Source organism: Pseudarthrobacter cremeus, from assembly GCF_051857465.1.
Lineage (GTDB): Bacteria > Actinomycetota > Actinomycetes > Actinomycetales > Micrococcaceae > Arthrobacter.
Genome location: NZ_JBPZHC010000002.1, coordinates 519,534 through 540,875, shown reverse-complemented (window position 1 = coordinate 540,875; position 21,342 = coordinate 519,534). Strand labels below are relative to the sequence as shown.

Here is a 21,342-nt window from a genome sequence, read left to right as displayed (position 1 = left end):
AGTGTGGTTAGACCACAGCAGCGGCTGCTAACTGCGCCGGCCAGCCAACGGAGGAAGCCATGACCCACACGATCCAGCCGAATAACCCCGAGATCACGCCGGCTCCCGACGCCGCGGATCTCCCGGCCGCCCTGGCACCGCGCCCCGCAGCGCCGGCCGTGCCCGCTGCGCTCAAGCGCCGCATCCCCAAGTACGCAGACCTCGCCCCGCTGATGCAGTTCAAGAAGCCGGAGTTCAGCAAGGAAGCCAGGCTCAAGCGCGCCAGCACCATCTGGGAGCTGCGCGACATGGCCAAACGCCGCACGCCCCAGGCTCCCTTCGACTACACCGACGGCGCCGCGGAGGAAGAGATCACCCTGCGCCGCGCCCGCGAAGCCTTCCTGGACATCGAGTTCCGGCCCGGCATCCTCCGCAACGTCTCCAGCATCGACCTGACCACCGACATTCTGGGCAAGCCCTCCCGTCTGCCCGTGGGCATCGCACCCACCGGCTTCACCCGGATGATGCAGTCCGAGGGTGAATACGCCGGTTCGCAGGCCGCCGAAGCCGCCGGCATCCCCTACACGCTCTCCACCATGGGCACCGCCTCCATCGAGGACGTGGCCGCCGCCGCGCCGAACGGCCGCAACTGGTTCCAGCTCTACCTGTGGACAGACCGCGACCGCTCGCTGGAACTCATCGAACGCGCCGCCAAGGCCGGCAATGACACGCTGATGGTCACCGTGGACACCGCCGTCGCCGGCGCCCGCCTCCGCGATGTCCGCAACGGCATGACCATCCCGCCGGCGCTGACCGTCAAGACCGTGCTGGACGCGTCCTACCGCCCGGCCTGGTGGTTCAACTTCCTCACGCACGAGCCGCTGACCTTCGCATCACTCTCCCGCTACACCGGAACGGTGGCGGACCTGATCAACTCGATGTTCGATCCCACCCTGACGTTCGAGGACCTGGACTGGCTGCGTGAAACCTGGAAGGGCAAGCTCGTGGTCAAGGGCATCCAGACCGTTGAGGACGCCCGCAAAGTGGTGGACCACGGCGCCGACGGCATCGTGCTTTCCAACCACGGCGGCCGCCAGTTGGACCGCGCACCCATCCCGTTCCACCTGCTGCCCGAGGTCAAGGATGCCTTGACCAGGGACAACTCGGACGCCGCCATCATCCTGGACACCGGCATCATGAGCGGCGCGGACATCGTGGCCGCGCTGGCTTTGGGTGCCGACTTCACGCTGATCGGCCGCGCCTACCTCTACGGCCTGATGGCCGGCGGCAGGGCCGGCGTGGACCGCGCGCTGCAGATCCTCGAGAAGGACATGGCGCGCACCATGGCGCTGCTGGGTGTCAGCAAGATCTCCGAACTGACCCCGGACCACGTCCGGTTGCTCGGCAAGTAGCGGAGGCTACTTCTTCCGGCCGAACTTCGGCAGGTTGGCCAGCAGGTCGGCGGCCTTGGTGGCGGCGCGCCCCACGGTGCGGCCGATCTGCTGCGGCACCGTGTCGTCGCTGAGCGGCGCTGCGGTTCCGCCCGGGATCACGACGGCGGGGCTCAACTCTGCGCCTTCGCGCTCCAGCACGGCGGTCAGGGCTTCCTCGGACGGAAGGGCGGCAGCCGCGGCATGCCCGGCGCCTGCTTCCGTCGAGGCGGCAGGTGAGCCGGCGACGGCGGCCGCCGGGCCGACGTCGAACGTTTCCAGCCAGCTGGCGATACCTTCCAGGGGTTTGCGGTTCAGCGCGTAGTAGCGCTTCTGCCCCTGCGCCCGCATGCTCACGAGCTGTGCTTCCCGCAGGACTTTCAGGTGCTTGGAAATGGTGGGCTGGCTTGCCGCCAGTTCCTCCACCAGCTCCCCTACCGCCTTGTCGCCTGCGCGAAGGGATACCAAAATATCGCGCCGGGTTGCTTCCGCAATGACGGCAAATACGTCGTCTGTCACCATGCCTCCCACCCTAGCGACATATACGCCGCAAGGCATCAACTATTTCCTCTGCTGACCTGAACTGGCCGGCACTGCCCGACAGGAAATTCAGTCGAACCAGGGATCCAGGCCGTGCAGCGGGAAAACCGCTTTTCGGGTGGCCATCACCGACCGGTCCACGGAATCGTTGGGATCGAACCCGACTTCCCAGGAACGCCACCAGAGCTCCACATCATCGCCCATGAGCCGCGGCGCGTCCCGGCCGAACTTCGCCAGTACATAGGCGCGCCAGTCCTCGGGCACCTCGGTCCGCAGCGGAACCGGCCGCCCTGCTGCGATGGCGATCAGGTGGCTCCACGAGCGCGGGACGACGTCGGTCACGCTGTACCCGCCGCCGCCGGTGGCGATCCAGCGGCCGTCACAGTGCCGGGTGGCCAGGTTGGCGATCGCTGTGGCGGCCTCCCGTTGGCCGTCCACGCTGATCCGCAGGTGGGCCAAGGGATCATGGCGGTGCGAGTCACAGCCGTGCTGGCTGACGATCACGGCCGGATCGAAGGCTCCTATGAGTTGCGGCACCACCGCGTGGAAGGCGCGAAGCCAGCCGGCATCCCCGGTCCCGGACGGAAGTGCCACGTTCACGGCCGTGCCCTCGGCAGCCGGGCCGCCGATCTCGTTGGCGAAGCCCGTACCCGGGAAAAGCGTGAGCCCGGATTCGTGGATGGAGATGGTCAGAACCCGCGGGTCGTCCCAGAAGATGCTTTGCGTCCCGTCCCCGTGGTGGGCATCGATATCGACGTAGGCCACGCGGGGGACGCCGCCGTCGAGCAGCCTCTGGATGGCAAGGGCGGAGTCGTTGTAGATGCAGAACCCGCTGGCACGCTCCCGCGCGGCATGGTGCAGGCCACCGCCGAAATTCACCGCGTGGAGGGCGGTGCCGTCCAGGATGGCCGAGGCGGCAAGCAGCGATCCTCCTGCCAGTCTCGCGGCAGCTTCATGCATGCCGGCGAAGGCGGGGTCGTCGTCGGTTCCCAGGCCGCGGGCTTCATCGGGGGTCGTAGGATCTTCGCTGACCCTGCGGACAGCTGCGACGAACTCGGGAGAGTGCACGGTTTCCAGTTCGGCATCCGAAGCCACCTCGGGAGCGGCAACGGTTACGTGTTCAAGGTCGAACAGGCCCAGGCTGCCGGCCAGCCTCGCCGTGAGGTCCATCCGCTCGGGCGCCATGGGGTGGCCGGGACCAAAGTTATAGGCGGTCATGGCGGAATTCCACACCACCGTCGTCGGAGGTGCGGGCTGGCTGAGACCGGGCAGATATGTCATCAATCACAGGCTACCCGAGCCTGCCACCGCGCAACCCCGGCCATTACGCGGGCATTAGTGGTTTACTACTGGAGGAACATGTTTCAACCGAGGAAAAGCCACCTATGACGCAACGCCAGTCGGGGCCCCGGACTCCGGCCGGCTGGCACCCAGCCGCACCGGAGCACGAAGGCCTGTGGATGCTCGCACGGCTGCGGGACTTCATAGACGACATTGCCAACACCTCGCCCGCCCGGCTTGCCCTGACAGTATTCGCCGCGGTCTGCCTCGTGTTTACGTTCATCCTTTCGCTGCCTGCCTCTTCGGCCGCCGGTTCGGCCACCCCGCTGCACCAGGCAATGTTCACGGCCGTATCGGCTGTCTGTGTGACAGGCCTGACGGTTGTTTCGACGGCGGCGCACTGGTCCTTCTTCGGCCAACTGATCATCCTCATCGGCATCTTCGTCGGCGGCCTGGGTACCCTGACGCTCGCCTCCCTGCTGGCCCTGATGGTGAGCAAGCGACTCGGCGTGCGCGGCAAGCTCATCGCGCAGGAAGCCATGAACAACGCGGGACGTCTGGGTGAAGTGGGTACGCTGCTGCGGATCGTCATCACCACGTCGGTCGTGATCGAAGGCGCGCTGGCACTGGTGCTGATCCCCCGCTTCATGACGCTGGGCGAGCCGTTCTGGCAGTCGGTGTGGCACGGGATCTTCTACTCCATCTCGTCCTTTAACAACGCCGGCTTTACCCCGCATTCGGATGGCATTGTGCCGTACGAGACCGATCTCTGGATCCTGGTTCCGCTGATGCTGGGCGTCTTCCTGGGCAGCCTGGGCTTCCCCGTGGTCATGGTCCTGCAGCAGAACGGGCTCAACTGGAAGAAATGGAACCTGCACACCAAGCTGACCATCCAGGTATCCTTCATTCTCCTGTTCGCGGGCACGCTCCTGTGGGGGCTCATGGAGTGGGACAACGTCCGGACAATAGCCCACATGGACCTTGGCGACAAGATCACGCACTCGCTGTTCGCCTCCGTCATGACCAGGTCCGGCGGCTTCAACCTCGTGGACCAGAACCACATGGAGTCCACCACCATGCTGCTGACGGACGCGCTGATGTTCGCCGGCGGCGGCTCGGCCTCCACAGCCGGCGGCATCAAGGTCACCACCATCGCCGTGATGTTCCTTGCCATCGTTGCCGAGGCCCGCGGTGACGCGGACGTGAAGGTGTACGGCAGGACCATTCCCCAGGGAGCCATGCGGGTGGCAATTTCCGTCATCGTGGCCGGGGCAACGCTGGTCTCCGTCTCGGCGTTCCTGCTCCTGCAGATCAGCGGTGCATCCTTGGACCGGGTACTCTTCGAAACCATTTCCGCCTTTGCCACCGTGGGGCTGAGCACCAACCTCGCGGCCGAGCTGCCGCCGTCGGGCGTTTATGTCCTTACTGCCCTCATGTTCGCCGGCCGCGTTGGCACCGTCACCCTTGCTGCCGGCCTGGCCCTGCGCCAGCGTAGCCAGCTGTACCACTACCCGGAAGAGAGGCCCATCATTGGCTAATTCCCCAGGCGTCCCCAACCGTCCCGCCCACAACGCGCCGGTGCTGGTGATCGGGCTGGGCCGCTTTGGCTCGTCCACGGCCGAACAGCTCGTGAAACAGGGCCGCGAAGTCCTGGCGATCGAACGCGACCGGACGCTGGTGCAGAAGTGGGCGCCGCTGCTGACGCACGTGGTGGAGGCTGATGCCACGAACATTGACGCACTGCGCCAGCTCGGCGCGCAGGAGTTCAGCTCGGCCGTGGTGGGCGTAGGGACGTCAATCGAGTCCTCGGTGCTGATCACGGTGAACCTGGTGGACCTGGGCATCGAGCACCTGTGGGTCAAGGCCATCACGCCCTCACACGGCAAGATCCTCACGCGGATCGGCGCCAACCACGTGATCTACCCCGAGGCCGACGCCGGCGTCCGGGCAGCGCACCTGGTCTCCGGCCGCATGCTGGACTTCATCGAGTTCGACGACGACTTCGCCATCGTCAAGATGTACCCGCCCCGCGAAACTGTGGGTTTCACCCTGGATGAGTCCCAGGTGCGTTCCAAGTACGGCGTCACCATTGTGGGCGTGAAATCCCCGGGCGAGGACTTCACCTACGCCCGTCCGGAAACCAAAGTGTCGGCGCGCGACATGCTGATCGTGTCCGGCCACGTGGACCTGCTGGAACGGTTCGCCGCCCGCCCGTAGCAGTGCCGGTTCGCGACTGGCCGCTGTATTACCCGAGCTGCCTGGTGATCTCGGCGGCCCGGTCCGTTGCCGCCCGCGCACCGGCGGCAATGATGGCTGGAAGGCCCTGTTCGTCGAAGGTTGCAATAGCGGCTTCCGTGGTGCCTTTGGGGCTGCTGACCGCTTTGCGCAGGGCCGCGGGGTCGGCGCCGGGCTCAGCCAGCATCATTCCCGCACCGGCGACCGTCTCGCGGGCCAGGAGCAGCGACAGCTCCTCGTCCAGGCCCAGCTCAACGCCGGCAGCCGCCATGGCTTCGGCGAGGTAGAACGCGTAGGCAGGGCCTGAGCCGCTGATGGCCGAGACCGCGTCAACCTGTTCCTCGGGCACCTCCACCACCGTTCCGGCGCCGCGGAAGACGTCTTTGGCCTGCTGGAGCTGCTCAGGGGTGCAGTTGCTCCCTGCCGAGACGGAGATGACCCCCCGCCCGAGTTTGGCAGGCGTGTTGGGCATGCTCCGGATCACGGGTTGCCCGGCGGGGAGGGCGGCTTCCAGCTGCGCCAGGGAAACCGCGGCAGCCACGCTGACCACGATGGTCTTCGGGGACAGGGAGCCGCTGATCTCACGGGCAAGATCCTGGATGCCTACAGGTTTGACGCCGAGAACCACGACGGCGGAGCCCTTTGCCGCCTGCTTGTTGTTGTCCGGTTCCTCTTCGCCCGCAATGGCGGTGATGCCGTGATGCCGTAGGGCCAGCTCCTCTGCGCGCTCCGCACGCCTGACCGTGGCCACGATGTCTGCGGGGTCGGTCCCGGCATTCACGAGTCCGGAAAGGATGGCTTCATTCATGGATCCACAGCCAAGGAAGGCGATTCGGTTTCTCATGGGTCCATCATGGCAGTTCGGTTCGGACTGCCGAAACCGCATCCATACAGCGGAACCCGACGGCGGGAACTCGCCAAAAGCCATTCACAGCGGACTCCCATGTTCGCCGCAGGTTGCACACAACTTGGCGGCCTAACGTAGTTATTACCTCATTGAGGGTGCGAGTGATGCGGCAAGCATGGGGATGTTTGCCCAAGGCGCCGGTGGTTGGCAGCAGGTTTCCCCCCATTTTCCTGCTGCCGACGCCGGTGCTTTCGCGTTAACCGCAGGTTAACGCCTGGCCGTTCCTGCTGGTTTTACCCTGCAGAGGCCCGGGCAGATCAGGCGGGCGCAACCTCGATGGCCTGCCGCCCCGGCGCGACGTGCGGGCTGTTGCCCAGCGGACCGTTGAAAACCAGCTGGTCGAGCCGGCGCAGGATCAGCCCTTCGCGCAGCGCCCAGGGACAGATCTTGATTTTCTTGAATTTGAACATCTCCAGGGCAGCTTCCGCCACCAGAGCACCGGCGAGCAACTGGTGTGCGCGGGCTTCGGATACTCCCGGCAGATACAGCCTGTCCTCGGCCTTCATGGCTGAGATGCGCTGCGCCCAGACACCCAGGTCCGTGCCGTTCAGCGTGCGCTTGACGTAGGGACCTGCTGCACTGGGGGCCGCCCCTGCGATTCTGGCCAGGGAGCGGAAGGTCTTGGAGGTCCCGGCAACCAGGTTCGCCCGTCCCAGGCCGTCGAACTGTTTCACTGCGGGGCTGAGGGTGGCCCGGATGTAGCGCCGGAGTTCCTTGACGCTTTTGGCCGTCGGTGGGTCCTCGGCCAGCCAGTCCCGGGTCAGGCGGCTGGCCCCAAGCGGAACCGACGTGGCGACCTCGGGCAGCTCGTCCTGGCCGAACGCCATCTCGAAGGAGCCGCCGCCGATGTCAAGGTTCAGGATGGGACCTGCGCCCCAGCCGTACCAGCGGCGTACGGCAAAGAAGGTCATGGACGCCTCTTGGCTGCCGGTCAGTTCCTGGAGGGTGACGGTGGTCTCATGCTTAACGTGGGCGAGCACCGCCGGACCATTGGTGGCTTCGCGGATGGCAGAGGTGCAGAAGGCCAGGAGATCGTCGGCCTTGTGCTTGGCCGCGAACTCCCACGCTTCCAGGACGAATTCGGTCAGCTCGTGCTGCCCCTGGTCGGTGATGCTGCCATCGGCGTCGAGGTACTGGACCAGGGACAGCGGCCTTTTGTGCGAAGCAAATGGCACCGGGCGCGCGCCAGGGTGGGCATCCACCAGGAGGAGGTGGACAGTATTGGACCCGATATCGAGGACGCCTAGCCGCATCCTGCCATTATTCCCCGCCGCGGCCCGTCAAACCCAAACCGCGCGGCAGATGTCAGTTGGCTGAGGGGTCTTCGGGAGCGCCCTCGGGCGTCTCATCCGCACGCTTGAAATCCCGCTTGATGTTGGCGACGCCCTCCGGGTTGATCTCAAAGCCATACGCGGCGCCGGGGTTGATCACCATGCCCAGCTCCTCGCCGATATTGGCGATAATGGCCGCCCCCTGGGTCCCCAGGACGTTCGGGGCCGCCTCGAGGTACTGCTCATCCACGCGGCTGGGGTGCGAGAACACGGCAAGGACCGGATCGCCGTCGGCGTTCGCCAGCACCAGGGGCTCAACCTGTGAGTCTTCGCCCTCGATGCCGTCGGTGCTGATGACGTAGACCTCGCTGTTGAGGAAGGACAGGATGACGTCCACCGGGCTGGCATCGGGCTGTCCGCCCAGCGCCAGCTTCTCTTCGAGTTCGTTGAGGGGCGTGGTGTCGGCTGTTGCGGGCTGTTCAGTCATACCTCTACTCGACCACGTTGTCCCCGACACCGCAATTCCGAGGATTTCTGCCATCCCCGGGCCTGAGTTACTTTTTGACTGGAGCCCTTTTCTTCGCCGGAGCCTTGCGGGCCGTCGTGGTGCGTTTGACGGGGCCCTTGGCGCGTTTCTCGGCGAGGAGTTCAACAGCCTGTTCCCGCGTCAGTTCCTCCAGCGAGGTGGCGCGGGGCACGGTGATGTTGGTGATGCCGTCGGTGATGTACGGGCCGAAGCGGCCTTCCTTCACCACGATGTTCTTCTCGGACACCGGATCCGGGCCGAACTCGGCCAGCGGCGGCACCGCGGCGCGGGCACCGCGCTGCTTGGGCTGGGAGTAGATCTCCAGGGCCTGCTCCAGCGTGATGGTGAAGATTTCCTCTTCAGAGCCGATGGAGCGGGAGTCCGTGCCCTTCTTCAGGTACGGGCCGAACCGGCCGTTCTGTACCGTGATGAGGTTGCCTTCGGCGTCCTCGCCCAAAGCGCGCGGCAGGCTCATGAGCTGCAGCGCCTCGTCCAGGGTGACCGAGTCAACGGTCATGGAGGCGAACAGCGATCCGGTGCGCGGTTTGGCCTTGACGGGCTTCTTCGGCGGCTTGGGCTTGCCGTTCTTGTAGTACTCAACAGGCTGGTTGGCGATCTGCTCCTCGGTCATCTCCGGGATGACTTCGGTGACATAGGCGCCATAACGGCCGTTCTTTGCGACGACGGTGTGGCCGGTGTGCGGATCGGCGCCCAGTACGCGTTCCTCCGGGGCAGCAGTTTCCATCAGTTCGATGGCCTTCGCTGCGGTCAGCTCGTCAGGAGCCAGGTCCTCGGGCACGTTGGCGCGCGAGTTTTCAACGATTTCGCCGGTTTTCGGATCAACAGTGGCAGCGGAGCTTTCCAGGTACGGACCGAACTTGCCCACCCGGAGCGTGATCTCATCCGTGATGGGAATGGAGTTGATTTCGCGGGCGTCGATATCGCCCAGGTTGTTGACGATGCTCAACAGACCGGGATCGGAGTCTTCACCGAAGTAAAAGTGCTTGAGCCAGGCGGAACCCACAGCCTGGCCGTTGGCGATCTTGTCCAGGTCGCCTTCCATGTCCGCCGTGAACTCATAGTCGACGTAATCGTGGAAGTGCTGCTCGAGCAAGCGGATCACGGAGAACGCGATCCAGCTCGGCACCAGCGCGGAACCCTGTTTCCGGACGTAGCCGCGGTCCTGGATGGTGGAGATGGTGGAGGCATACGTGGACGGGCGGCCAATGCCCTTCTTCTCCAGCTCAGCCGTGAGCGAGGCTTCCGTGAAGCGCGGCGGCGGGGACGTCTCGTGGCCCACGGCAACAATGTCCGACGCCGTCAGGGCATCGTCCTTGGCAACGTTCGGCAACCGGCGGGCTTCCTCGGAGTCGTCGTCTCCGCGGCTCTCATCCTTGCCTTCTTCGTAGGCGGCAAGGAAGCCGGGGAACGTGATGACGGTACCGGAAGCCGAGAATTCAGCGTCCCGGCCGTCCGTCGCCACTGCACCCAGGCGGATGGTGGCGGTGGAGCCCTTGGCATCGCCCATCTGGGAGGCGACGGTGCGCTTCCAGATCAGCTCGTACAGGCGGAATTCGTCGCCGGAGAGCTGCTTGGCCACCTGGGCCGGAGTGCGGAACGAGTCACCGGCGGGACGGATGGCCTCGTGGGCTTCCTGCGCGTTGGCGGCCTTGCTGGAGTACACGCGGGGGGACGCCGGGATGTACTCGGGGCCGTACAGCTCGGAGGCCTGGCGGCGGGCGGCCGTGACGGCCTCGTCACTCAGCGCCGAGGAGTCGGTACGCATATAGGTGATGTAGCCGTTTTCGTACAGCCGCTGGGCAACCTGCATGGTGCTCTTTGAGCTGAAGCGGAGCTTGCGCCCGGCCTCCTGCTGGAGCGTGGAGGTGGTGAACGGCGCGGCGGGCCGGCGGGTGTAGGGCTTGGTGTCCACGGACCGGACACGGAAGTCCGCATCCTGGAGACCGGCAGCCAGGGACGTGGCAAGTTCCTCGTTCAGGTGGACAGCGTTGCGCGCGGTGAGTACGCCGTCGTCGTTGAAGTCCCTGCCGCTTGCAACCTTGGAGCCGTCAACAGAGGCAAGCTTCGCCTTGAACGAACCGGATCCGGCGCCGAACTGGCCCGTCAGGTCCCAGTAGGAGGCAGCCTTGAACGCCATGCGTTCGCGTTCCCGGTCAACCACCATGCGGGTGACCACGGACTGGACGCGGCCAGCGGACAGGCCACGGGCAACTTTGCGCCACAGGACGGGGGAGATTTCGTAGCCGTAGAGGCGGTCCAGCACACGCCGGGTTTCCTGGGCGTCCACCAGGGCCGAATCAACATCGCGCAGGTTGCCCATGGCGCGCTGGATGGCTTCCTTGGTGATTTCGCCGAACGTCATCCGGTAGACCGGGACCTTGGGCTTGAGTACTTCCAGCAGGTGCCACGCGATGGCCTCGCCCTCGCGGTCCCCATCGGTTGCGAGATAAAGTTCGTCGGCGTCCTTGAGCGCGGCCTTGAGCTCAGTCACCTTTTTCTTCTTGTCGGCGGAGACCACGTAGTACGGCTTGAAGTCGTTGTCGATGTCGACGGCGAACTTTCCAACCGAGGTTTTCTTCAGTTCTGCGGGGAGCTCGGACGGCTGCGGCAGATCCCGGATGTGACCGATGGAGGCCTCGACGATGAAGCCCTCGCCGAGGTACTTGGCGATGGTCTTGCTCTTGGCCGGAGACTCCACAATCACGAGTTTCTTGCCTGTTTTGGCCTTGCTTGGCACGGTGCTCCTACAGAAAAAGGTTGCTGGGGCAGATGAGCCCATATTGGCCTAGTTCACCATATTTTGGTCAATAGTGCGCATTCATGTGGAAAACGTCCGGGTCATTTGGACCGTCCCGGCGCTCCGACTACGGCCTTCCCGCGGCCCCAATCCGGTTACTCCGAAAGCTCCGCCGGCAGCAGGAAACCATCGCGGACCAGGTTGGCAACTTCGGTGAGCAGACCGCTCCGGAACGCCTCGCCGTCGAACCCTTCTTCCCCTGCCAGGCTCCCGCCCAGCAGCGCTTCCAGGGCTCCGATAATCTGCCCGACGGACAGATCGCCGTCGCACGCGGAGACAAAACCGGCCAGCTCCGTGCTGAGCAAATTGGTGCGGCGCAGGCCGGCGCCCTGGCGCAGCAGGATCACGCCGGGGTGCTCGGCACCGGGGCGCTGATGGCGTTCCTCGGTGACGTCGTCGGCCACAAGCAGGTGCGCGTCCGCCAGGCTGTTGGCAGCGAGCCAATCGGAACGCCCGACGGCGGCGCCCAGGTGCGGCCCGATGGGCTGCTCGATGGGGTACGTGATTTCCTCGAAGCGGCGGACGAGGGCAGCGTCAGGGCCGGAAACGGACGGACGGCGCAGCCAGACCATCCCGAAACCAATACCGGCCACGTTCCGGGACGCGAAATCCGCCAGATAGGCAGCGTAGGCATCCTTATAGTGCTGGCGGTCCCGGGATTCCGAGGCGTCCTGCAGCCACGTTTCGGCATACTGCTCCGGCCCCACCTGCTCGCGCTGGATGAACCAGGCATCCGTGTCCGGACCAGCCCAGCTTTGCAGCCGTTCCTGCCACTCCGTACCCGCCAGGATCTCCCAGTTGCCCAACAGCTGGGCTGTTCCGCCGGGGGCCAGCACCGACGGCAGGTTCCTGACCAGCGAGGACACGATCTCATCGCCGGGCAGGCCGCCGTCCCGGTAGGTGAACTGCCCGGACGCCTCTTCGCCCAGGGTCCGCGGCGTGATAACGAACGGCGGGTTGGACACCACCAGCTCAAACTCCTCGCCGGCTACAGGCTCCAGCAGCGATCCCAGCCGCAGGCTCACCCGGTCCTCCAGCCGCGCCGGGTCAAGATGCAGTGCCTCGGCATTCAGCACCAGGTTGAACCGGGTGAAGGCCAGCGACCGCGCGGAAATGTCCGTGGCCGTGACGTGCTCCGCGTGGTGCAGGAGATGGAAGGACTGGATGCCGCAGCCCGTGCCGAGGTCAAGCGCCTTGGCCACATGCCGGCGGACGGTGGTCTGAACGAGCGTGGTGGACGCCTGCCCGATGCCCAGCACGTGGTCGTGCCGCAGCACACCGGCCTGCTGGTGGGCGGCGAGGTCGCTCGCCACCCACAGTTCGGCGCCTCCGCTGCCGTCCTCATTCGCATCCCAGCCGTACGGCCGCAGATCCGCCTTGGCCTGCAGCAAACCGGACCCCCCAGAGCCGCCCCCCACAACGCCGGGAACGGGCTCCACCAGCCCCAGCTCCGCCAGACCGTCGGCACCGATCCCAGGCAGGGCGGCGTCGAGCGTTGCCCGGGCCTGCGGTTCAGCCAGGAGCCAGAGGCGTACGACGGCGGCGAGCGCCGCAGCAGCCGCGTCACCGCCGGCAGGCTCTCCTTCGCCGGCGGCGGGCGATCGCCCGGATTGCTCCCCGTCGAGAGCCTTTTCGGTCGCCAGCAGCGCCGGGATGAGCTGGTCCCGGTTCAGCGCGCGGTAGGCGGACTCCCCCAGGAGCCCTGCCACGCCGTCGAGCGTGTAGTCCACCTTCCGCAGGTCCGCTGCGAGTGCGGCAAGCAGATCCGGGAGGTCGCTCCGGGGAGCATCGGGGGTGTTGCCGGCCGAAAAAAGCGTGGAGTCAGTCACCGGTCAAGTCTATTGGCGGCTGCCCCTGCCCTTGGCTGCTACAGGTTCTCCTCCGCGTAGGCCTTCAGCGCATCCCGGACAAAGGCAGCTCCTTCGGCGCCGCCGTAATTACTGGCGAAGCGGGGATCCGCTACGTACATTTCGCCGAGGCCGGTGACGTACTCCTTGACGTGGGACGTGCCGCCTGAAGCGGCACCGGAGGCACCCGCCGCGTCCGCCGCCGGGGTTCCCGGGATGCCGGTGAGCCATTCGACGTGCCGCTTCGCGATCGATTGGGCTTCGGCACTGTCCGGGGCAATGCCCCCAGTGGCGGCGGCGATCCAGTCCTCGCCCAGCTTCTGCGAGCGCTGCTTCCACGCGGCCTTCTCCTCCGCACCCATGCCGCGCCACCACGAGTCGCCGCGGGCGTAGGCATCCTTTCCCCAGCGTTCCTCCACTTCGTCCTTGTACTGCGTGTGGTCGAAACCGTTGAACATGTCTTCCGCCATGATTTCGCCACCTCCTTTCACTGCTTCGATGGTTTGGGTGACCGACGCGATCTGCCGCGCCAGCCTGTCCTGTTCCTGCTTGAGCCACTCCAGGTGGCCGGTGAGTGCCCTGGCGGCGTCCGTTTCGTCGTCGAGCACCTGGCTGATCACCGGCAGGCCCAGCCCGAGTCCGCGCAGGAGGAGGATGCGTTGGAGCTGCACCAGCGTCGCCTGGTTGTAGTACCGGTAGCCGTTGTGCCCGGTGCGGCTGGGCTTGAGCAGGCCGATGTCGTCATAGTGCCGCAGCGTCCTGCTGGTGGTGCCGGCGATCCGGGCTATCTCCTGGATGGACCAGTCCACGCGTTCCTCCTTCCGCGCCGCGGCCTTTGTTCCGGGCCGATACCTTGACGATAGATCTTGACGTAGCGTCAACGTCAAGAGTCTGTGTCCGTGGATTCCACAAACGGACCCGGCGGCCCGGCGTACTATGGACCCATGCAACGTCAGCAGCGATTTATCAGCCCTCGGCCGCTTACCGGCCGCACGGGCTTCCCATCGCGCGCCTGACTGGAGCTGCCGGGGTCCGTCCGGCTCAGCGGTTGAGGGTGATTTCCCCCTCCCGCACCTGATGCACCAAAGGACCCCTGACATGAAGACTTACCTTTCCCTCCCCCAACTCAACGCCGGCCTTTCCCTGAGGGACCTGTCCGATCCCGACGCCGGCCCGCATGCCATGCAGCTGCTCCTGGCCGATGTGGTGGTTTCCCTGGAGCGGCTCTGGGGAGTACCGTCCCGGACGCACCGGCTCAATCCGCTGGTGGCCACCGCTGACAACTACGACCGGCTGGGATATTCGCCCGACGACGTCACCCGGGATTCGCGCTACTCACGCCATGTGAGCCCCACCGTGATGCTCCGCAGCCACACGTCCGCAGGGATTCCGGCGCTGCTGGATTCCCTGCGCGGCGAACTGCGGCCCTACGACGAACTGCACGTGCTGCCGGGGCTGGTGTACCGCCGCGATGCGATCGACCGCACCCACGTGGGTGCGCCGCACCAGGTGGATTTGTGGCGGCTGAAGGCCCGCGGACTGCTGGGCCCGCCGGATCTTGATGCGATGATGGCTGCCGTCGTGGAGGCGGTCCTCCCCTCGTCCGGGCATCCGGAGGTGCAGTGGCGCTCAACTCCTGCCCGGCACAGCTATACAGCCGCCGGCAGGCAGCTGGACGTCCTGGTGGCGCAGCCGGATGGACGCCGCGAGTGGCTGGAACTGGCCGAGTGCGGACTGGTGGCCGCCACGGTCCTGCGCGGGTCCGGCCTGGATCCACGACGCTGGGCCGGCCTGGCCCTGGGCATGGGCCTGGACCGTGCGCTGATGCTGCGCAAGGGCATCACCGACATCCGCCTCCTCCGGTCCCGGCATCCGGACGTACAGTCCCAGATGCTGGACCTGGCGCCGTACCGTCCCGTCTCCGCGATGCCGGAAATCCGGCGCGACCTTTCCCTCGTGCTGGACTCCGAAACCGATGCCGACGTCGAACTCCTCGGTGACCTGGCCCGCACCGCCCTGGGGGCAGATGCGGACGTCCTGGCGGCCCTGGAGGTCAACGCCGTGACGCCCGCGGCGGACCTGCCGCCGTCCGCCGTCGAACGCTTGCGGCTGCGGCCCGGGCAGGCAAACGTGCTGCTGCGGCTGGTGCTGCAGCCGCTGGACCGGACGCTGACCGCCAGCGAGGCCAACGCACTCCGGGACAGGGTATACGTGGCGCTGCACCGCGGGGAGGTGCTGGAGCTCATCGCTGGCTGAACCCCGGGCCGGCTGAACCCGGGGCCGGCTGGCGGGTAGGTTGGAGGCATGGCTTTCCATCCGCTTTCCCTCCCGCGCGCCCTCTCCGGGGTGGCTGCCGCCGCCGTCCTGCTCGCCGTTTCCGCGTGCAGCGCGCAGGTTTCCGTCGAGAACGCGGATGTGCCGTCCTGGAAAGCAACCGCGTTGCCCTCAGCCAGCGGCATCGTGGCCGAGGACGCCGGCAAGATCCTGAACGCCAAGGCCGTGGAGCGGACCGCGAACGTGCCTGCAGGCTCCTACACCCTGACCCTGGTCTGCGAGGGAGGCGGCAAGGCGTTCCTCGCAGTACGGTCAGCAGGGAAGGAACTGGCCGACCTCGGCGCTGCCTGCAACGGCACGAAAGAGTCCGTGAAGCTGCCCCTCAAGCAGGCTGCAGCGCTGGAGTTCAGCACCTCCAGCCTGGACGCACCCCTGATTTACGCCTACCGGCTGGTGGCGGCAGAATAGCCAGGACCCCTGCCTTTGAGCAGGGGGCCTGCGGGTCTGGTCTGAGGCCCCGAACCGGCCTACAGTCGGAAGATGGCCGCACTGCAGGGGCCGTTTCCACGCCCACATGCAGTACTTCTTCCGGGCCACCGCCCGCCCCGGAAGCTGCCCCTTCGCACCCGGGTGAGGGCCGCCGTCGTACTGTGGACAACCGCTGCGCTGGTGGCCGGCCTTGCGCTGACCGGCTGTGAATACACGTACGACGACGGTTGGCGGCCGGCCCAGGACGTCACCGCGGCGCCCTCGGCCACCCGTGCGGAACCAAACTCGGATTGGTGGCGGGACGATCCTGTGGACGAGGCCCGCCTGGACGACTGGCTGGAGCAGTCCCAGATGGGAGCAGGTCTCGAGGTGGTGCACCGGGGCTACGGTCTGCTGCAGGCACTGGAAGTCCACAGCGGGGCAACGGCTGTCTTGCCCGAGGGCACCTATGTCCTGGCGTTGGTCTGCCGGAGTCAGCGGCGGGTGAACTTCACCGTCCGCAATGATGACGCCACGCTGGTGAACCTCAGCCTGCGCTGTGGATCAAGGCGCGAAAACGTGATCTATCTGTCGGATGAGTCCGCCCTGACCTTCCGGGTGGAAGCACAGTCCGCCGCCAACTTCGCCTACCGGATCATTCATGGCTGAGCGCCGCCGGGCGCCCTTCTCATCTGGATCCGTAGATGGCAGGACCCGTTAGGCGGCGCAGCCTTCGGGGCAGCGCAGTGTCTCCGGGCTGGCCGCGCACCCGGCGCAGTACAGCGTCAGTGTCCGGCAGCTGGGGTTTGAGCAGTTCTCGAACTTGCTGGTGGGTGCGGCGCAGCGGACACACTCGCCGATGGTCTTGGCGTCCTCGCTGAATTCAAGGTGCATGCGCTTGTCGAAGACGTAGAGCGAGCCCTCCCAGAGGCCGTGGTCCTTGAACGTCTCGCCATAGCGGACGATGCCGCCGTCGAGCTGGTAAACCTGTGTGAAGCCGCGGTTGACCATCAGGCTGGAGAGCACCTCGCAGCGGATTCCGCCGGTGCAGTAGGTGACCACCGGCTTGTCCTTGAGGGAGTCGTACTTGCCGGAGTCGAGTTCCTTGATGAAATCGTGGGTTGTCGCCACATCCGGGACGATCGCGTCCTTGAACCTGCCGATCTGGGCTTCAAAAGCGTTCCGGCCGTCAAAAAACACCACCTCCTCGCCCGCCTGTTTCCGGGCGTCCACGAGTTCATGGAGCTCTTCGGGCTTGAGGTGGGTGCCGCCGCCCACCACGCCGTTCCCGTCGACTTTAAGTTCGCCTGGAGCGCCGAAGGAGACGATCTCGTCCCGGACCTTGACGCTCAGCCGGGGGAAGTCCTCGGCGCCGCCATCGGACCACTTCACGTCGATGGCGTGGAAGCCTTTATATTCGCGGGTGGTTTTGACGTACTGCTTGACCGCACCTATCTCGCCGCCCACCGTGGCGTTGATGCCGTCCTTGGAGATCAGGATGCGCCCGGTCAGCCCAAGTTTTTCGCAGAGGGCACGCTGCCAGAGCCGCACCGCGTCCGGGTCAGCGATGGGGGTAAAGCCGTAAAAAAGCACAATTCGGTTCAAAGCCACGTATTTAAGGGTACTGGCTTTGCCGGCAACGGAACCTTTCGCGGTAACTGGCCCGGGCGGAGCCGCTGGCCCGGGCGGAGCGCTCATCACAATTGCATAAGCAACCCAGATCCGGATAAGGAACCCCTGTTACTTGTGACAAGGCTGGAATACCCTCATCTCATGAGTCCCGACGCCTTGGTTGGAAACATCACGAACCTTCTTGAAGTCTGGGTAGCCGGTTGGGCGGGTTGCCGCGGCTACCAGACCTCAGTTGAAGGCCGCTTCCCCGCAGCACTGCGGGCCGACACCACCGGGGACTGGGAATACTTCGCCCACGACCCCTCCGACGCCGAGTTCGCGGCACTGGCCGCGAAGACCGCTGAAGCCCCCACACGGGTGCTGACCATCCTGACCGACGACGTCCTCCGGTACACGCAACTGGCCGAAAAGCACGCCCTGAACGTCACGTCCGCTTCGCAGGCCATGATGATCGTGGATATGGAAACGCAGGACACCGAAGATCCCTGGCTCTCAGACGATGAGCTTCAACTGGTTACCTCAGAACTAGACGGCGTCCACCACGCCGTGGTCCGCTCTGGCGACACCGTGGCAGCCAGCGGAAGGGTCTTTGTGGTGGACGGGACGGCCGTGTTCGACAAGATTGTCACCGAGCCCCAGTTCCAGCGCCGCGGCCTGGGCAGCTTCATCATGAAGGCGCTGGCGGCCCAGGCCATCGGTCCGGATGTGGAGAACGGGCTGCTGCTCGCCTCCCTTGACGGCCAGAAACTGTATTCCCATCTCGGCTGGTCCACGGTCTGCCGGGTCCTGATGCTGTCCACCTCCCATGAGGGCACCGACCTCTCCGTGGGTTGATTCCCTGGCGGACCCTCCTGGCTGGCCTTGCTTGCCGATCCGCTGGCTGATTCGGCTGGCCGACCCCGCTGGCTGATTCGGCTGTCCGATTTTTCCGCGGGTGAAAGAATGTTGGGGTGAACCCCCATGACTCCCTGATTCCGTTGCTGGGCCGCGGCCCGGACCCGGAGCAGCTGCGTCATGTCCGCACCATCCCTGCCCGCAAGGCCGTCCACGAGCCCTGGCCGGACTGGGCCCACCCGGATCTGGTGTCCGCGTACGGCTCGCTGGGCATTCATGTGCCCTACCGGCACCAGATCCAGGCCGCCAACCTCGCCCACGGCGGCGAGCATGTGGTGATTGCCACCGGCACCGCCTCGGGCAAATCCCTCGCCTACCAGCTGCCGGCCATTGACGCGATCCACCGCTCCGAACTCCGTGTCCTGGCGGAACCTGGAAAGATCCACGACGACGGTGCCGTCACCCTTTATCTTTCCCCAACGAAGGCCCTCGCCGCGGACCAGCTCGCAGCCATCCGGTCCCTGAAGCTGCCCACCGTCCGGGCGGAGACGTACGACGGCGACACCGATCCCGCGTCACGCCGCTGGATCCGGGACCACGCCAATTTCATCCTTGCGAACCCGGATATGCTCCACTTCGGCATTCTTCCCAACCACGCATGGTGGGCCGGCTTCTTCAGGCGGCTGCGGTACGTGATCGTGGATGAAGCCCACAGCTACCGCGGAGTCTTCGGCTCCCATGTAGCCAACCTGATGCGCAGGCTGCGCCGGATCTGCGCCTACTACGGTGCCGGGACCTCCCATCCCGGGCCGGTCTTCATCGCGGCGTCTGCCACTGCTTCGGAACCCGCCACCTCCTTCGGACGGCTCATCGGCGCTCCTGTCCGGGCGGTCGCCGAGGACACCTCACCGCACGGCTCCACTACCGTGGCCTTCTGGGAGCCGGCACTCATGGACTTAAAGGGCGAGAACGGGGCGCCACAACGCCGCACCGCCGTCGCGGAAACGGCCGATCTGCTGGCGAACCTGGTCTCGTCCCGAATCCGGACCATCGCCTTCATCAAATCCAGGCGCGGTGCGGAGACCATCTCGTCCATCACCAAGCGCCTCCTGGACGAGGTGGATCCGAGCCTTCCGCAACGTGTGGCCGCCTACCGCTCCGGCTACCTCCCGGAAGAGCGGCGGGCGCTTGAGAAATCACTGAGGTCCGGCGAACTGCTGGGGGTCTCGAGCACCTCTGCCCTGGAGCTGGGCATCGACATTTCCGGACTGGACGCCGTCCTGGTCGCCGGTTGGCCGGGCACCAGGGCGTCGCTGTTTCAGCAGATCGGCAGGGCGGGGCGCGCAGGACAGGACGCCATCGCTGCCTTTGTGGCCAGCGATGATCCGCTGGACACCTACCTGGTGAACCACCCTGAGGCCATCTTCGACGTCTCGGTGGAGGCGACGGTATTTGATCCGTCCAATCCGTACGTACTGGGTCCGCATCTCTGCGCCGCCGCCGCGGAACTGCCGTTGGGTCCGGCGGAGCTGGGCCTGTTCGGCGGTACGGCCGAGAAGCTGCTGGGGCAGCTTGTGGAACAGGGCTATCTGCGGCGCCGGCCGGCGGGCTGGTTCTGGACGCACTCCCAGAGCGCTGCCGCGATGGTGAACCTGAGGGCGGACGGCGGCGGACCGGTGAGTATCGTGGACGCGGATACCGGTTCACTTCTCGGGACCATGGACTCGCCCCAGACGCACTACCAGGCACACACCGGGGCGGTCTACATCCATCAGGGTGACAGCTACGTGGTGGAGGACCTGAACGAGGATGACCACTGTGTGGTGGTGCGGCGGGCCAATCCCGACTACTACACCACGGCACGGGACGTGACCCAGATCGAGGTCCTCGAAACGCAGCGGACAGCGCAATGGGGCGACGTTGCCGTGCACTTCGGTGATGTAAAAGTGACAACACAGGTGGTCTCCTTTCAGCGCAAAGCCCTGATTTCGAACGAAATCCTGGGAGAGGAGCCGCTGGAACTGGGCGCCCGCGACCTTTTCACCAAGGCTGTCTGGTTTGTGGTGGAAAACCGTTCGCTGACCGGCGCCGGACTCATCGAGGCAGAGTTCCCCGGCGCACTCCATGCGGCAGAGCACGCAGCGATCGGCCTGCTGCCGCTGGTGGCTTCCAGCGATCGATGGGACATCGGCGGAGTGTCCACTGCCATCCACGCCGACACCGGGGTGCCCACCATCTTCGTCTATGACGGGCACCCCGGCGGTGCCGGATTCGCCGAACGCGGATTCGATAAGGCCAAAGTGTGGCTGACCGCAACGAGGGACGCCATCAAGGCCTGCGAGTGCGAAGCCGGCTGCCCCTCCTGCGTCCAGTCCCCCAAATGCGGAAACAAGAACAATCCACTGGACAAGGCCGCGGCCATCACGCTCATCAACGTCCTCCTCAAGGATGCGAGCCAACTGACTCCCCCCGGCACGAACCCCTTCCACCGTGCAGGATCCAACCAGGGCAGCGAACCCTTGCAGGGCACAGAACTCCTCCGCTCCACCGAACTCACTCAGGGCGGCGGTCCGGCCCGGGCCTGACCGCTGGCGGCACCGAGCATGGTCCGGGCAATCAGCTCAGTCCGCACCTCGACGGTCTGGCCTGCTCCTTCGCTGCAGCTGACGACCGCAGCATCGTGGCGTGCTGCCACCGCAGCCGCGATCGCGCAGGGCTCCCCGGACGTGAGCCCCCGCAGGGCATCGGCTGCGGCAAGCGCGGCGAGGTCCGCCGCTGCCGCTGCCCGGCTGGCCATTACGGCGGACTGTGCCAGAAGCAGCGTCAGGACCATGGCCATGATGACAACCAGCGCCAGTCCGGAAGCCAGAACGGTTCCAGAGCCGCGCTCCGGGTGGTCCTCGAACCTGCTGTTCACGTCCCTGCCTCCATCAACGACGGGGCCTGATACGGGGCCGCCGCCGGCTTTTCGCTGCGCGCGGTGGCCTTGGCCGTCAGCGTCCAGGGGACGGTTGCCCCCAGCGGTCCGCCCACCCTGTCAGCAACAGTGACGCTGAGCCACTCGCCGTCGGCCGTAACGGACGCAGTAGCCGACGCCCCGGCCAGGGCCCTGGCGATGCCCGCCACTGCTGCCGGGTCCTCACCCCGGGCCAGGGCCCTGGCGCCGGCCCGTGCCGCCTCCTCGAGCCTGAGCTGGGTGACGCCGCCGGCAGCTCCGGCCAGCAGCATTGCCAAAAGCAGGAGGACCGCCGGCAGCGCCACCGCGAACTCGGCCGTCACGGCGCCACGGGCATTTCCGGG

19 protein-coding genes are annotated in these 21,342 nt (G+C 66.2%); 8 read left to right on the top strand and 11 right to left on the bottom strand.

Features of this window, described 5'->3' with window-relative positions; genetic code table 11:
• Positions 1–59 precede the first annotated feature (59 nt).
• Complete coding sequence (locus ACS5PJ_RS06245; protein ID WP_439434036.1) at positions 60–1,391, top strand: alpha-hydroxy acid oxidase; 1,332 nt, start codon at positions 60–62, stop codon at positions 1,389–1,391.
• A 6-nt stretch (positions 1,392–1,397) separates the two neighbouring features.
• On the opposite strand, the gene ACS5PJ_RS06240 is transcribed toward ACS5PJ_RS06245, so the two are convergent.
• On the bottom strand, positions 1,398–1,931 hold the full coding sequence (locus ACS5PJ_RS06240) for an ArsR/SmtB family transcription factor (RefSeq protein WP_439434035.1): 534 nt from the start codon (positions 1,929–1,931) through the stop codon (positions 1,398–1,400).
• A gap of 87 nt (positions 1,932–2,018) precedes the next feature.
• Positions 2,019–3,230: an acetoin utilization protein AcuC gene (locus ACS5PJ_RS06235; protein WP_439434034.1), complete on the bottom strand. Its 1,212-nt coding sequence runs from the start codon at positions 3,228–3,230 to the stop codon at positions 2,019–2,021.
• Between the two features lie 104 nt (positions 3,231–3,334).
• On the opposite strand from ACS5PJ_RS06235, the gene ACS5PJ_RS06230 reads away from it, so the two are divergent.
• Both ACS5PJ_RS06230 and ACS5PJ_RS06225 read left to right on the top strand, forming a co-directional pair.
• Positions 3,335–4,768 carry a TrkH family potassium uptake protein gene (locus ACS5PJ_RS06230; protein WP_439434033.1) on the top strand — a complete coding sequence of 478 codons (1,434 nt, stop codon included), beginning with the start codon at positions 3,335–3,337 and terminating at the stop codon, positions 4,766–4,768.
• A 40-nt stretch (positions 4,769–4,808) separates the two neighbouring features.
• Entirely contained in the window at positions 4,809–5,447 is a 639-nt protein-coding gene (locus ACS5PJ_RS06225; protein WP_275213474.1) for a potassium channel family protein, read from the top strand.
• Between the two features lie 28 nt (positions 5,448–5,475).
• On the opposite strand, the gene proC is transcribed toward ACS5PJ_RS06225, so the two are convergent.
• The 6 genes from proC to ACS5PJ_RS06195 form a co-directional block, all read right to left on the bottom strand.
• A complete protein-coding gene (proC, locus tag ACS5PJ_RS06220; RefSeq protein WP_439434032.1) occupies positions 5,476–6,309 on the bottom strand; it encodes a pyrroline-5-carboxylate reductase in 834 nt (277 codons plus the stop codon).
• A 320-nt stretch (positions 6,310–6,629) separates the two neighbouring features.
• Positions 6,630–7,625, bottom strand: coding sequence for a Ppx/GppA family phosphatase (locus ACS5PJ_RS06215; RefSeq protein ID WP_439434031.1), 996 nt, complete (start codon positions 7,623–7,625; stop codon positions 6,630–6,632).
• Positions 7,626–7,677: 52 nt separating this feature from the next.
• Positions 7,678–8,130: an SseB family protein gene (locus ACS5PJ_RS06210; RefSeq protein ID WP_439434030.1), complete on the bottom strand. Its 453-nt coding sequence runs from the start codon at positions 8,128–8,130 to the stop codon at positions 7,678–7,680.
• 67 nt (positions 8,131–8,197) lie between these two features.
• Positions 8,198–10,927, bottom strand: a complete 2,730-nt coding sequence (gene topA / locus ACS5PJ_RS06205) for a type I DNA topoisomerase (RefSeq protein ID WP_439434029.1) — start codon at positions 10,925–10,927, stop codon at positions 8,198–8,200.
• Between the two features lie 155 nt (positions 10,928–11,082).
• Positions 11,083–12,816 carry a DUF7059 domain-containing protein gene (locus ACS5PJ_RS06200; protein WP_439434028.1) on the bottom strand — a complete coding sequence of 578 codons (1,734 nt, stop codon included), beginning with the start codon at positions 12,814–12,816 and terminating at the stop codon, positions 11,083–11,085.
• 38 nt (positions 12,817–12,854) lie between these two features.
• Positions 12,855–13,643 carry a MerR family transcriptional regulator gene (locus ACS5PJ_RS06195; protein WP_439434027.1) on the bottom strand — a complete coding sequence of 263 codons (789 nt, stop codon included), beginning with the start codon at positions 13,641–13,643 and terminating at the stop codon, positions 12,855–12,857.
• Positions 13,644–13,932: 289 nt separating this feature from the next.
• Between ACS5PJ_RS06195 and srmL the strand changes: the two genes are divergently transcribed.
• From srmL to ACS5PJ_RS06180, 3 genes are all read left to right on the top strand, one after another.
• A complete protein-coding gene (gene srmL / locus ACS5PJ_RS06190; RefSeq protein ID WP_439434026.1) occupies positions 13,933–15,090 on the top strand; it encodes a PheS-related mystery ligase SrmL in 1,158 nt (385 codons plus the stop codon).
• 48 nt (positions 15,091–15,138) lie between these two features.
• On the top strand, positions 15,139–15,576 hold the full coding sequence (locus tag ACS5PJ_RS06185) for a DUF6023 family protein (RefSeq protein WP_439434025.1): 438 nt from the start codon (positions 15,139–15,141) through the stop codon (positions 15,574–15,576).
• A gap of 72 nt (positions 15,577–15,648) precedes the next feature.
• A complete protein-coding gene (locus tag ACS5PJ_RS06180) occupies positions 15,649–16,245 on the top strand; it encodes a hypothetical protein (RefSeq protein ID WP_439434024.1) in 597 nt (198 codons plus the stop codon).
• 48 nt (positions 16,246–16,293) lie between these two features.
• Here the strand turns inward: ACS5PJ_RS06180 and trhO are convergent, their stop codons facing one another.
• The gene (gene trhO / locus ACS5PJ_RS06175; RefSeq protein WP_439434023.1) at positions 16,294–17,187 is read right to left on the bottom strand and encodes an oxygen-dependent tRNA uridine(34) hydroxylase TrhO; all 894 of its coding nucleotides are present in this window, start codon (positions 17,185–17,187) and stop codon (positions 16,294–16,296) included.
• Between the two features lie 162 nt (positions 17,188–17,349).
• On the opposite strand from trhO, the gene ACS5PJ_RS06170 reads away from it, so the two are divergent.
• Together ACS5PJ_RS06170 and ACS5PJ_RS06165 are read left to right on the top strand one after the other, a co-directional pair.
• Positions 17,350–18,042, top strand: a complete 693-nt coding sequence (locus tag ACS5PJ_RS06170) for a GNAT family N-acetyltransferase (RefSeq protein ID WP_439434022.1) — start codon at positions 17,350–17,352, stop codon at positions 18,040–18,042.
• A gap of 116 nt (positions 18,043–18,158) precedes the next feature.
• A complete protein-coding gene (locus tag ACS5PJ_RS06165; protein ID WP_439434021.1) occupies positions 18,159–20,627 on the top strand; it encodes a DEAD/DEAH box helicase in 2,469 nt (822 codons plus the stop codon).
• On the opposite strand, the gene ACS5PJ_RS06160 is transcribed toward ACS5PJ_RS06165, so the two are convergent.
• Entirely contained in the window at positions 20,600–20,959 is a 360-nt protein-coding gene (locus ACS5PJ_RS06160) for an Rv3654c family TadE-like protein (RefSeq protein WP_439434020.1), read from the bottom strand. The two genes, ACS5PJ_RS06165 and ACS5PJ_RS06160, sit on opposite strands and share 28 nt — an antisense overlap.
• Positions 20,956–21,321, bottom strand: a complete 366-nt coding sequence (locus tag ACS5PJ_RS06155; protein WP_439434019.1) for a TadE family type IV pilus minor pilin — start codon at positions 21,319–21,321, stop codon at positions 20,956–20,958. The genes ACS5PJ_RS06160 and ACS5PJ_RS06155 overlap by 4 nt, the downstream gene beginning before the upstream one ends.
• Positions 21,322–21,342 lie beyond the last annotated feature (21 nt).

What these genes read in the sequence shown, in the direction of transcription:
- ACS5PJ_RS06245 (WP_439434036.1), top strand. Translation starts at nt 60, where the DNA reads ATGACCCACACGATCCAGCCGAATAACCCCGAGATCACGCCGGCTCCC.
- ACS5PJ_RS06240 (WP_439434035.1), bottom strand. Translation starts at nt 1,931, where the DNA reads ATGGTGACAGACGACGTATTTGCCGTCATTGCGGAAGCAACCCGGCGC.
- ACS5PJ_RS06235 (WP_439434034.1), bottom strand. Translation starts at nt 3,230, where the DNA reads ATGACATATCTGCCCGGTCTCAGCCAGCCCGCACCTCCGACGACGGTG.
- ACS5PJ_RS06230 (WP_439434033.1), top strand. Translation starts at nt 3,335, where the DNA reads ATGACGCAACGCCAGTCGGGGCCCCGGACTCCGGCCGGCTGGCACCCA.
- proC (WP_439434032.1), bottom strand. Translation starts at nt 6,309, where the DNA reads ATGAGAAACCGAATCGCCTTCCTTGGCTGTGGATCCATGAATGAAGCC.
- ACS5PJ_RS06215 (WP_439434031.1), bottom strand. Translation starts at nt 7,625, where the DNA reads ATGCGGCTAGGCGTCCTCGATATCGGGTCCAATACTGTCCACCTCCTC.
- ACS5PJ_RS06210 (WP_439434030.1), bottom strand. Translation starts at nt 8,130, where the DNA reads ATGACTGAACAGCCCGCAACAGCCGACACCACGCCCCTCAACGAACTC.
- srmL (WP_439434026.1), top strand. Translation starts at nt 13,933, where the DNA reads ATGAAGACTTACCTTTCCCTCCCCCAACTCAACGCCGGCCTTTCCCTG.
- ACS5PJ_RS06185 (WP_439434025.1), top strand. Translation starts at nt 15,139, where the DNA reads ATGGCTTTCCATCCGCTTTCCCTCCCGCGCGCCCTCTCCGGGGTGGCT.
- ACS5PJ_RS06180 (WP_439434024.1), top strand. Translation starts at nt 15,649, where the DNA reads ATGGCCGCACTGCAGGGGCCGTTTCCACGCCCACATGCAGTACTTCTT.
- ACS5PJ_RS06170 (WP_439434022.1), top strand. Translation starts at nt 17,350, where the DNA reads ATGAGTCCCGACGCCTTGGTTGGAAACATCACGAACCTTCTTGAAGTC.